11 protein-coding genes are annotated in these 12,451 nt (G+C 36.5%); 6 read left to right on the forward strand and 5 right to left on the reverse strand.

Annotated features, from left to right (window positions below):
• From Q0X66_RS13495 to Q0X66_RS13510, 4 genes are all read left to right on the forward strand, one after another.
• The coding region (locus tag Q0X66_RS13495; RefSeq protein ID WP_297707252.1) for a molybdopterin dinucleotide binding domain-containing protein at nucleotides 1–960 on the forward strand (960 nt) is incomplete at its 5' end.
• A gap of 141 nt (nucleotides 961–1,101) precedes the next feature.
• The gene (locus Q0X66_RS13500) at nucleotides 1,102–1,422 is read left to right on the forward strand and encodes a hypothetical protein (RefSeq protein WP_297707254.1); all 321 of its coding nucleotides are present in this window, start codon (nucleotides 1,102–1,104) and stop codon (nucleotides 1,420–1,422) included.
• A 213-nt stretch (nucleotides 1,423–1,635) separates the two neighbouring features.
• Nucleotides 1,636–2,493, forward strand: coding sequence for a DMT family transporter (locus Q0X66_RS13505; protein WP_297707256.1), 858 nt, complete (start codon nucleotides 1,636–1,638; stop codon nucleotides 2,491–2,493).
• Nucleotides 2,494–2,589: 96 nt separating this feature from the next.
• Nucleotides 2,590–3,159, forward strand: a complete 570-nt coding sequence (locus tag Q0X66_RS13510) for a DUF4251 domain-containing protein (protein WP_297707258.1) — start codon at nucleotides 2,590–2,592, stop codon at nucleotides 3,157–3,159.
• A gap of 49 nt (nucleotides 3,160–3,208) precedes the next feature.
• Here Q0X66_RS13510 and Q0X66_RS13515 read toward each other — a convergent pair whose 3' ends face one another.
• Both Q0X66_RS13515 and Q0X66_RS13520 read right to left on the reverse strand, forming a co-directional pair.
• Nucleotides 3,209–3,664 carry a hypothetical protein gene (locus Q0X66_RS13515; RefSeq protein WP_297707260.1) on the reverse strand — a complete coding sequence of 152 codons (456 nt, stop codon included), beginning with the start codon at nucleotides 3,662–3,664 and terminating at the stop codon, nucleotides 3,209–3,211.
• A 269-nt stretch (nucleotides 3,665–3,933) separates the two neighbouring features.
• Nucleotides 3,934–4,395: a hypothetical protein gene (locus Q0X66_RS13520; RefSeq protein WP_297707262.1), complete on the reverse strand. Its 462-nt coding sequence runs from the start codon at nucleotides 4,393–4,395 to the stop codon at nucleotides 3,934–3,936.
• Nucleotides 4,396–5,930: 1,535 nt separating this feature from the next.
• Between Q0X66_RS13520 and Q0X66_RS13525 the strand changes: the two genes are divergently transcribed.
• Nucleotides 5,931–6,665: a hypothetical protein gene (locus tag Q0X66_RS13525; protein WP_297707264.1), complete on the forward strand. Its 735-nt coding sequence runs from the start codon at nucleotides 5,931–5,933 to the stop codon at nucleotides 6,663–6,665.
• A 118-nt stretch (nucleotides 6,666–6,783) separates the two neighbouring features.
• Here Q0X66_RS13525 and Q0X66_RS13530 read toward each other — a convergent pair whose 3' ends face one another.
• Entirely contained in the window at nucleotides 6,784–8,085 is a 1,302-nt protein-coding gene (locus Q0X66_RS13530) for an aspartate aminotransferase family protein (protein WP_297707266.1), read from the reverse strand.
• 132 nt (nucleotides 8,086–8,217) lie between these two features.
• Nucleotides 8,218–11,064 (reverse strand): pitrilysin family protein, encoded by a 2,847-nt coding sequence (locus Q0X66_RS13535; RefSeq protein ID WP_297707268.1) that lies wholly within the window; start codon nucleotides 11,062–11,064, stop codon nucleotides 8,218–8,220.
• Nucleotides 11,065–11,694: 630 nt separating this feature from the next.
• On the opposite strand from Q0X66_RS13535, the gene Q0X66_RS13540 reads away from it, so the two are divergent.
• The gene (locus Q0X66_RS13540; protein ID WP_297707269.1) at nucleotides 11,695–12,042 is read left to right on the forward strand and encodes a DoxX family protein; all 348 of its coding nucleotides are present in this window, start codon (nucleotides 11,695–11,697) and stop codon (nucleotides 12,040–12,042) included.
• A 12-nt stretch (nucleotides 12,043–12,054) separates the two neighbouring features.
• Here the strand turns inward: Q0X66_RS13540 and Q0X66_RS13545 are convergent, their stop codons facing one another.
• The gene (locus Q0X66_RS13545; RefSeq protein ID WP_297707271.1) at nucleotides 12,055–12,420 is read right to left on the reverse strand and encodes a DoxX family protein; all 366 of its coding nucleotides are present in this window, start codon (nucleotides 12,418–12,420) and stop codon (nucleotides 12,055–12,057) included.
• Between the last annotated feature and the right edge of the window lie 31 nt (nucleotides 12,421–12,451).

Consider the following 12,451-nt stretch of genomic DNA (forward strand, 5'->3'; position numbering starts at 1 on the left):
CCACAGGAAGAGGGCCTGGATGTGGTAGGTGCCATGAAGGCCATGCATGAGGGAAAAGCCAGTGTTTTTATGGCTCTTGGCGGGAATTTTTTAATGGCTGCCTCAGATACAGATTATACTGCCGAAGCCTTACAAAAATGTCGGCTTACAGTACAGGTTAGTACAAAACTGAACCGTAGCCACCTGGTTACAGGAAAAACGGCCCTAATTTTGCCCACTTACGGCCGCTCTGAAAAGGAAAACATTAGTGGTGATCGTTTTGTAACTGTAGAAAACAGTATGGGACGGGTAAGAAGATCAAAGGGGGTACTGAAGGCGTCCTCTGAACATTTAAAAAGCGAGCCGGAACTAATTGCAAGTCTGGCGGATTCATATTTTAAAGGGAAGCATGCGGTGGACTGGAAGGCCCTGGGAAGCGATTACAGCAGAATCAGGGAAATGATAGACAAAGTAGCCAAGGGTTTTAAGAACACAGAGTTAAGGGCCAAAGGAGTGGGTTATTATTTACCAAACAATGTGAGGGAACTCGATTTTAGCAAATTACCGGGCGGAAAAGCGCAAATCACAATTAACAGGCTACCGGAGCATAATCTGGAAGCCAATGAGTATATGTTAATGACCATAAGGTCTCACGATCAATTTAATACTACGATATATGGTATGGATGACAGATACCGGGGGGTATATAATGAGCGAAGAGTAGTCTTTATGAACCCTGAGGATATGGCGATAAAGGGTCTGGAGAAAATGGAGGTTGTAAATCTGAGCAGCACTTACGATTCCACAACCAGGACAGCCTATAATTTTAAGGTATTGCCATATAAAATCCCCAAAGGTAATTTAGCTGCCTATTTTCCTGAGACTAATGTATTGGTGCCCTATAACCACTTTGCGGATAGAAGTCATACTCCAATTAGTAAATCCATTAAAGTTCGAGTTTTTAAACCAAATCATCCCTGAAATAATAGTTGGAAACACGATGTGGGACTCTATTTTTATCGGTCTTAGGCTTCCGATTAAGGACAAAGAACAACCAATTGCAAAGTTTATGGTTATTGTGGTAAAATAGCTTAATTTGGATTCGTATACGAGACATTAAAAATGAATAAAGTTCCATTTATGATAATTTTCATGGGGATGTGTGCTTTTGGCGCTAATGATCTTCTTGCCCAACAAGGGCCTCAAAAAGAGGCTGAATTAGGGGTAGAGGAAGAAGAAGGCCCCATGTTGTTTAAATTTGAACCAGATTATCTGGCTGCTGAGGAAGCACGCCGAAAGGAAATACTTATGACGAGAGCCATGATTGATTCTCTGGACATATCAGAAGGCAAGCGCCAAAAACTCATACGTGATCTGTATAAGAATAATGGCTCCAAGAAACTTAATAAAATATTGTTGGCAAACAACAAGTTTGAAGAGTAAATACTTTAGCCAACCATAAGTTTACTTGCTTCTCTTTAGTTCATATTCTTCAGTTAAATAGAAATAATCAGAGTGTTAGGATTAGAATATTTCCATATTACAGGACATTTACTACGCATATAAGTATGCTAAAACAGAGTAGATGTATGATTTTCCAATTGTAGGCGCATCCACTTCACTTATCTTTGACACAGGATATAAGTATTATAATTAATGGATCTTAAAAAAGCTGTAGTTTTTATGCTGTTGAGTACCCTGGCCTTCACGGCAATGAATGGGCTTTTAAAATTCCTCACCACATACAGTGCCTACCAGATGGTTTTTTTTAGGTCTCTCGGCTCTCTTTTCTTTACTTTCGGATATCTGCTAAGCCGAGGTATCCCGGTGTTAGGCACTCATCGTAAGTTATTAGTATTAAGAGGGTTAGTTGGCTCTACTTCAATGGTTTTATTTTTTATGGCTCTTCATTATATACCTTTGGGTTCTGCTGTTGGGTTACGTTATATAGCACCTATTTTTGCTGCTGTTTTTGCCATTTTGTTGCTCAGGGAAAAAGTGAAACCAATTCAGTGGTTATTTTTTGGTATCTCTTTTTTAGGGGTATTGGTATTAAAGGGTCTGGACCGAAATATTCCACTTATTGGTTTGGTTTTGGTACTCATATCCTCAGTTTTTAGTGGTCTCGTTTACATAATTATACGCAGAATTGGTAGCAGGGAGCATCCGGTAGTTATTGTTAACTATTTTATGTGCATTGCTGCAATCATAGGAGGTACAGGGGCCATTTTTGATTGGAAAACCCCTGTTGGAATCGATTGGCTTTTATTGCTGAGCCTTGGTGTTTTTGGATATTTTGGACAGCTTTTTATGACCAAGGCATTTCAAATGGGCGAAACAAATGTGATAGCACCATTGAAATATTTGGAGGTATTCTTTGCGGTACTAATTGGGGTGGTTTTTTTAGGTGAAGAATATTTTATCTGGAGTTTTGTGGGGATGGGAATGATCATAGCGGGTTTGCTGTTAAACCTTTGGTATAAGCAGCGATTACTTCGGAAACGTTTAAGCTAAGAGGAGGGAGGTTAAAAATTTTATCATAATTTTAATAATACGATATGATTAATTTATTTATCTTATTGATTATAAGGTAATTGTAATTTATAAAAAATGATAAAAAGGATAGCGCTAATATGTTTGGTAGGGACTTTATGGAGCTGTGGGAGTACGGAGACGGCCGCAAGTACAAGTTTAAAAAACCAGGTACTTGATAATCTTTTAGAGCAAAAATCGTTTGTTATTGAATCTGAATGGGCCCAACCAATGAGCACCAGGGCGATGAACAGCATTGCAACCAGTGGATTGTTTATGCCGGGAAATTCGGGCAGTAATATTAGCTTAATTGGAAATCCAAATTTTCTGAAGGTAGAAGGAGATACTATTTCTGCTTATTTGCCTTTTTTTGGTGAGCGGCAGATGTCAGGAGGTTATGGTGACAAAAGCGGCATTGAATTCAAGGGTATTCCTGATAATCTTAAGATATCAAAGAATTCAAAGAATAACTCTTATACGCTGCTGTTTAATATTACTGAGAATATAGAGGTATACCAGGTAACAATAACGCTATTTAACAACTTAAACAGCAATATCCAAATAAATAGTTCACATCGCAACTTTATGAGATACACAGGAAAGGTCTCGGAACTACCTGAGGATGATTCAGGGCAGCAGGGTCTGTAACCGCCTGTAATTTTAATCAGGCGAATATCAGAACCGGGAAGCCACTATCTTAATTAGCGTTAATACCAATATCTACAGTTGCAACAACTACATCCGGGTTCGCAGTGCTTTCCTGGATACTTACATGACCATCCAAATTTAAAAGTTTGTCAAAATCAATAGGGGTACCATCATCAAGCTGTGTTACCACAGTAGTACTCACTGCACAGGTACAGGGCTCTAAAGTGATGGCAATAGGACCGCCTTCAGCGGCGCTATTAAAACGGACATTGGCTGGGTGTTCATCTGTATTGGTATTAGTCAATTCAATCAGGATGGTAGTGTTACCATTACTATCCCTGGTAAAGGTTGCTGTCCCGGTAATACCTGAGCCATTCACGGAAGTAAAATTATATGCGATTTGATCCACAATAATTTCATTTACTCCGGTCGGTTCTATATTATCGTCACTACTGCAGCTAAAAAGGATAAACACTAATGCTAGCAAAAAAGGGGCCTTTTTCATTTTCATTTTTTTTAATGGTTATTTTCCTACACAAATTTACGAAACATGGGAAAATATTTTAGAAAAAAAATATTTTAATCGTCGAGACAGGCCAAAATGTCGTTAACCGGAAATTTCAAAGCGAATACAGCTAATTAATCGAATCTTATTTGACTAAAGTAGCGTTTATAGCCAATGAAATAGATCCTTTGCCTTAATCGTATAAAATAACATACCCTGACCTTTATTTCAAGCCAGGATTTGTTAATATTTTCTATGAAAAGGATACTCTAATTTCCGTTGATACCGATATCCACTGTCGCAATAACTACATCTGGGTTCTCAGTACTTTCCTGGATACTTACATGTCCATCCAAATTTAAAAGCTTATCAAAATCAATAGGGGTACCATCATCAAGCCGTGTTACCACAGTAGTACTCACAGCACAGGTACAAGGCTCTAAAGTAATGGCAATAATACCGCCTTCAGCAGCACTATTAAAGCGGACGTAGGCCGGGTGTTCTTCTGTATTGGTATTATTAAGTTCAATCAAAATGGTGGTATTACCATTACTATCTCTGGTAAAGGTAGCTGTCCCTGTAATTCCTGAGCCACCCACGGAAGTCAAGGTGTATGCCTTTTCATCTACAATAATTTCATTGATTCCAGTCGGTTCTATGCTATCGTCACTACCGCAGCTTGAAAGTATTGTTAGAGCGATAAATAGTAAAAAATAAGGGGCTTTTTTCATTTTCATTTTTTTTAATGGTTATTTTCCTATACAAATTTAAATAAAGCATTTAAATAATTTTACAGATTTGGTATAATAATAGGTTTATTCGGTAAGATGTATTAATAAACCGTTTAAGATGATTTTTAAATTATATAGTGATGCGGCTGGGAAATGTGCGGACCAGATTAATTACTTGGAGAATTTGTACAAAGAGAATGTTTTAGCAGGTGAGTACAGAAAAAGTCTATTTGACATACAACATCTTTTAAAATTATCCTGTGGATGATTTAAAAAGTGTGTGAGATGATGCGGTTGGGAAATGTTCGCACCAGATTAATTTCTTGGAGAATTGTACATATAGAATGCTTTAGCAGGTGAGTACAGAAACAGCCTATTTGACATAATATAAATTATAGGTCAAATCCAGTAATTCGTGTAATAGCGCATTTATGCGATATTTGACATAATTAAGTTATAGTGCTTTAGCGCTATAACGTTTTTAATTATGTTCAAGCGAATTACGATATTAATGGTGTTGGATTCTCTTAATTAAGTTATAGTGCTTTAGCGCTATAACTTTGCAGCCGCTTGGTCTCGCCGTCCAAGAAATTGATTCACTGAATCAATTTCATTAGCCGCGTATGTTCAAACGAATTACAATTCCTCCACTGGAGCAATCATTATATCTCGTGTTTTGCAAACCGAAAAAAGAGATTCCGTGCTAGCGAAACTTCTTTTAAGGTTCATGAATTCCAATTTAATAAAATAACAAGCCATGAGCTAAAATTTTATAAGGCCATTTTGTCAACGCTTCATATGAGTAAAAACACACTGTTCTATTTTACGTAACATGTTAAAACAAAAAAGATAGGTAACCGTTTATAAATAGCTGTCGTCATATACTAATAGAAAAAATAGAATATGAAAACTATATATGCTTTATTCCTATCTCTGTTTTGTTTGCAGTCATGTTCTAAAGACTCAACCGTTACTGCTGAAACCTATAAGGGGCCCCTACAATACCTCGCCTTTCAAAAATTTGCTTCTGGCACTATGGAACCTGATGGGGATTATATGCCACTCCTGCCTTTTCGGGATAAATTAGAAACAGAGGCATTTATTCAATTAGTTCGAAATGAAATTGGAGTTGAAACACTAGATAATAGAAAGTTAGCTGTTATAATCGGACCTATAACTTTAGACCATAGTGATAGTTCCATAAAAAAATTAATTGATGATTCTTTTGATCTGGCGCTTCAGTACGATATGGCTATTGGCTTTCATCTAGATGACGGCATGTTTTGGGCAGGAAGAGAAGATCTGTGGAGTGATCCTGAAAATATAGAATGGCAAGATTGGCAGGGCACATTGAGTGAAAGGAGGTATGTAGATTGGGTACAAAACAGATTGGCCCCGCAAATGTGTTTCAACTGCCCAAAAGTACGGGCGGCTATGCAGGAATTCTTAGAACATATAGCTNNAGGTATGTAGATTGGGTACAAAACAGATTGGCCCCGCAAATGTGTTTCAACTGCCCAAAAGTACGGGCGGCTATGCAGGAATTCTTAGAACATATAGCTCAAACTATTAAATCGCGCCTGGATGATTTGGCATTACAAAACAAAGGGTATTTATTCGCCGGGCTTATGACAGGTTGGGAAACCTCTCTAGACGAAGAATTTTCCACTAAAAAGACTTTAGGTTATCATGCCCTGGCGAATAGGGGTTTTTCAGAGACTAATCTACCAGCTGACCTTGACCTGGAGCGGTACCAAATTGTCTATGAATATATCGAGTTTATGGCAAGTACCGTGATCAGTAAGGGTATCCCAAAAGAAAAGGTTTATGGTCATGTTGCAATCTTTTCTGAAAGCCTCTATACTGAACTAGCGGCGCAAAACCCTGATCTTGATGAATCTTATATAGAAATTAATGGATTTGCCACAACTGAATCTGTAATTAATCCTGCATTTCAACCCGGTTTCAGTACCTACCCCTCAGAGGGTGTTTTTGACCAGATCTACCAATCCTTAAATGCCTCGAACAATTCTAATTGGATCAGCGCAGAAGGTGTAAATATGATTTTGGGAAATCCACCAAGAAATCCAGGTTATGGCATGGAATCTTATTTGGCCAGGCATTATAACCATGGTGCGGCCATGGTGAATATCTTTGCATTTGGCCTAAGAGGTGATACTTTTACGAATGCTCTAAATGACGCGGTGCAAGGACCCGATGGCATTAATGCCTACCGTGAATTTTTGCGTGGTAAAATTTTAGTGGAATAGGGTTTGTGGCAAAAAATGGGAGGTTAAAAATATCATAAAACTAAGATTTTAGTTTATCCACCATACTTTCTAGTGAGTATTTTGCTAATTATGGAACTTTAATATTAACTTTTAATAATCATTTAATACAATCTTGTATGGCTTCATCTAACATCGTAATGCCTAAATCTATTTCTTTTTTACTTACGGTTAATGGAGGAGCAATTCTAAAAACACTTCCATACCCTTTCATTCTCACTATATTCATATTTAAGCCCAACTCGAGGCATCTATTACTTATACTTTGACCTAAACTGTCATCGGCAACTTTTGTTTCTCGATCTTTTACAATTTCTACACCCAATAAAAGCCCACTCCCTCTCACATCACCTATACATTCATATTTCTCTTGTAACTGTATCAATTTCCCTTTTAAGTACAGACCTTTGTCCAAAGCACTTTTTGCTAATTCTTGTTCATAAAGTATTTCAAAGGCAGCTAAACCAAAAGATGCACAAAAAGGATCTGATACATGGGAAGTCATATATACAAAACCTCTTTTATGACATTCTTCCTCAATTTCTGTAGTTGTAACCATTGCAGCCAGTGGAAGGCCTCCTCCCAACGTTTTTGATAAAGTTAAGAAATCGGGAACGACATCGAACCGTTCAAAAGCAAAGGTTGTCCCAAGTCGCCCCATTGCAGTTTGGGCTTCATCAAATATTAATAATAAGCCTCGTTCATCACATAACTCTTTTAGTCTTTTAACATAATTTGGCTTTAATTCAATCATACCTGCCGCACTCAACAAAGGTTCAGCAATTAATGCTGCATATGCTCCAACCGATTGCTGATCTACCATTTTCATTCCAACTTCAAGACATGTATTATCACAGCTACCTTTGCAATGTTTTATTGGGCAACGATACTCATAAGGCGCAGGTATCATTAAACTGCCAGACATAGTTGGTCCATACCCCTTTCTTGTTTTTGAATAGGTATATGATTGTGCACCAGCAGTCATTCCGTGCCAAGAACCTGAAAAACCTATGATTTCAAAGCCCCCGGTGACAAGTTTTGCCATTCGTATAGCAACTTCATTAGACTCAGATCCCGTATTTAATAATATACATTTGGTTAGACTATCGGGCAGTTCGCTTGTTAATTTTTTGGCAAGATTGATGACAGGAGGTGATAGGATAGAGCTTAATAAATGAATCGCACTATCACCCGCTTTCTCTAGTATTTCTACAAACTTTGGATGATTATGACCAAATACGGAACACATTTGACCAGAGGTAAAATCTAGGATTGCATTGCCTTTCCTATCATAAATATAACTTCCAGAGGCTTTTTCAGCAATAAAGGGAGAAAACTCGCCACAATAGCGTATCATTGATTCTTGGGCTTCGTTTACTTCTTCAGGGTTTAAATATTGCATGGCTTAAATTTTATATGCAAGTTCTGCGGATTATAGTACAAAAGTTCATTTATGTTGTAAGCACAAAATATTATATAACTATTCCACTTGATAGTTATAACTAAACCGATTTAATAAACATATAAAACTAAACTAGTTTTCTAACTTTTTATCTATGTCTTTAATCGGAGATGTTATAGGGTTTCCATCAGCATCAATTTCTATAATATTGTCAAATCCAAGCGCATCTAAATTTGTTACAATTTTAGCCTTGTCACCTACAACGAACCAATTAATTGCTTCTGGATTAACAACTTTATTGCTAACCTCTATAAGTTCTGCAAGTGTAATATTTCTAACATTGCTGTCATAGGTTTGGTAATAATCGTCAGGTAAATCATATTTAACCAAATTATATAAAGAATTATTAACAGCATTATTAGTTTCCCATTGTCCGGGAAGTTTCAAAACCTGATTTGTTTTAACCTTATCTAATTCTTTTTGAGTTGCTGGTCTAATAGTCACAAATTCTGCAATTTCTTTGCGTAATTCAGTTATAGATTCAGCTGATTTATCAGTTTGAACTGGAGCATAAACTAAAAATGGGCGGTCCTGTTGGGCGTTTAAAACAAAGCCTCCAGCTCCATAAGCCCAATGCTTATCTTCTCTTAAATTCATATTTATTCTTGATGTAAAATCTCCACCTAAAATACTAACCATTTGTTCTAGTGCTATTTCTGAAACTTCACCATATTTCTCTGTAAGATGACCCGCAATAATTACAGATTGTTGCGATTCTGGTCGATCTATTAAATACAAGGTATTTTTTGTTTTTGTTTCTGCTTTATTAAAACTTATAGTGGGTACATCTCTTTTGTTCCATTTACTAAAACGCTTTTCTAATTTAGATTTTAATGTATTAATATCAATATCTCCTGTAACAATTAGAGTAGCATTATTTGGGTTTATCCAGGTTTTATAAAAATTTTCAATATCATTATTTGAAATTTCGGCAACTGTATTTTCATATCCGGTTCCTGTAAAAGGGCTGCTATAAGGATGTGCATTACCATAGAGATATTTATTCATTGATCTTAACACCATACCAAAAGGCTGAGATTTTTCAGTTTTAATAGTATTAATTTGTTCGGTTCTTAATCTCTCAAATTCTTTATCTGGAAAAGCAGGATTAAGTATAACATTGGCAAATACATCAAGACTGGCATCTAGACTTGGCTTAAGCGTATTAAGTGTAACATTTGAAAAATCCTGATCGGAATTAGTTCCAAGAGTAGCACCAAGCAATTGTAACTTCTCATTTATTTCTAAAGAAGTCATATCTTTTGTGCCTTCATCAAGTAAATTCATGGCCAGAGATGCAGTTCCAGCTTTAGACAATATATCTGTTTTATACCCTGCATTAAACATCATATTCATTACTATCGTAGAAACACCTTTGCGTTCTGCCAAAACAATTTTTAATCCGTTAGATAATTTTGCACGTTGAATTTCTGGAAATTTTGAACTTTTAGGTGTACCAACTTCCGGTAATTTTGAACGATCTACCGTAGATGTTTCAACAGTATATTCTGGAAAAGGTTTGCATATCAATATGTGCTTTCCTTTGGTTAACCATTTTTTGGCTGTTTTTTGAATATCTGAAACTGTGGCTTCTTGTATATACTTAAGTTGATTTTTATAATATGATGCATCTCCATGATAAGTTTGGTTTGATGCTAATCTATCTGAAACGCCTCCAAAACCACCTATACGTTCTAATCCTTTAATAACATTAGAAAAGTAGGATGCTTTAACACGTTTTAGTTCAGCTTCAGTTGGTCCATATTCAATTAACTTATTTATTTCAGCTAATAATTTTGACTGTACTTCATTTGTATCTGCTCCAGGTTTAACATTAACTTGTGCTACAAAAATACTTGCCAGCTCAGACGATGCTTGATAAGCAATAGCAGAGCTTGCAATTTGATCTTCATAAACTAATTTTTTATAAAGTCTAGAATTTTTTCCATTACTTAAAATTGCAGAAACAAGATCAAATTGTAAATCTTCACGACTACCGTATTGAGGAGTGTTCCATGCAAATAAAATACGCGTTTCCGGAACGCGGTCTTCATATACTTGATATGTATCTCCACCATGTTCTGGAATATTTATTTCTTGTCGAGTAATTGTTGGTCCAGACGGAATATCACCAAAATATTTAAGAACTTTTTGATAAACTTCTTGTGGATTAATATCACCTGCAATCGCAATAACGGCATTTGCCGGTCCGTAATAGGCTTTAAACCATTCTTGAACATCTTCTAAAGATGCGGCATTTAAATCCTCCATTTCACCAATAACAGTCCACGAATATGGATGCCCCTTAGGATACATCGCCTTGGTTAATAAGTCAAATTGTTTTCCATACGGTTGATTTTCGCCTTGTCGTTTTTCGTTTTGTACAACACCTCTTTGTTCGTCCAATAACTCCTGATCAATAGCACCTAATAAATGACCCATTCTATCAGATTCTAAAAACAGCACTTGGTCTAAAGCGGCTACTGGAACATTTTGGAAATAGTTAGTTCTATCTGAATTTGTAGTTCCGTTTACATCGGTACCACCAATTCTTTCTATAGCCTGAAAATAATCGTCATCAAAATTCTCACTTCCATTAAACATCAGATGTTCAAATAAATGAGCAAATCCACTTTTACCCGGTTTTTCATTTTTAGAACCTACGTGATACCAGACATTAACAGCAACAATTGGTGCTTTATGATCTTCGTGCACTAAAAGCTTTAACCCGTTCGGTAATACGAATTTTTCATATTTAATATCAATGTCATCTACTGAAAATTCAAAATTTTGAGCCAAAGTAATTTGCGATGAAAACACAAACAATACCGCTAGTTTAAATATATTTTTCATTTTTTGATTGATTTTATTGTTTAGATAATAAATATAGAGAATAATCTTATAATTTAAATATTCCATACACCATGCCTTCACTAAAGTTTCGGCAGACCGGCCCGCTTGGGTGGGCACGCCCTCCAGAGGCGGGCACGCATTATACGCAGGTCGTCCCGATAGCTATCGGGACGTCCTTCGCAGAAAAAGCCTCTGCCTCAACTAATGATTTTGCGACACCTGGACGGGGGATACAGCGTTACACTCTTGGCCTAATTATTTGATAAAGCTGAAATCGTGAACCTCCCCAGAAATCTCGGGATCGGTTTGTCTTCCTTCCTTCCTCGTCTCATAATACGCCTGGCTACCCATGGCTGTTGTCTGTTTATTTTCTTTGCTTGCCCAAAGAAAAAGAAATCGGCGATGGAGATTCACAAATACCTTTAAAAAACAATAAAAACCACATGAGTAAACAAAAAACCTGCCTGCCGGCAAGGCCAGCGTTTTATCTTTCTATCTGGCGGACAGGCTGCCAGTGAGTACAAACAACCACAAGATTTTTGTAATAGACTGCTAATGTGCAAGCGAATTGAGATAGCAACACCATAGTATTTTGTGTTGTAATTTAGTATTCAAAAAGCCCTTCACTTAGCTATTTAGTTAGATTCGCAGCAATTCTTAAACAGTAACCCAAAATCACTTACTTTTATCATAGCTATGACCGTATTAAATTCCCTGGTAGTTTTCTCTACCATATCATTTTTGTTTTTTGGAATTAGTTGTTTTTTAACAACTTATATGCGACAAGAATTTGTCCGTTACGGACTTACCAAACAGCGAGAGTTGATTGGTGTGTTACAGATTTTGGGTGCTATTGGGCTTAGCTTTGGTTACGTATACCTACCTATTTTAGGTGTTGTAAGTGCCATAGGACTATCCTTATTAATGATTTTGGGATTTATTGTTCGACTGAAGATTAAAGATACTTTAGTACTAGCTGCTCCCTCTATTATCTACGCCATAATAAATGCATTTATAGCGATAGCACTACTAAAAAGCTTATAAATTGGCAACAATTTAAACAACAAAAGCTAAAAACAAGCACATCGCTAAAAATAATAAGGCTGGAAAAGATTTTTTAATTGGATCTTTAATTTTGAAATGCATAAGCACAGAACCTGCTAATAGAAAAGCCAGCCCTAAGGCTGCTGGTTTTAGGAGGATAGGAAACCAAATAGCACTTATAAGTGCAATAGCCAGAGCCACTTTTAAAAATCCAATAACATAAAGGCTCCACTCTGGTAAACCGTAAGCTGCAAATTCCTCTTTAATTGTTTTTGCGCTACCTCCTCGCCATGGTGTGGCCTTATTGGCTTGAATAAGCCAGACATTTAAAATACTAACACCTACAATGAGCTGAAGCGCAATAGATACATATTCCATTTTTTTTTTGAAAATATACAAAAAGTAAAAT

Origin of the sequence: uncultured Eudoraea sp. (assembly GCF_947260015.1) — a bacterium.
In the GTDB taxonomy this organism is placed as follows: Bacteria; Bacteroidota; Bacteroidia; order Flavobacteriales; family Flavobacteriaceae; genus Eudoraea.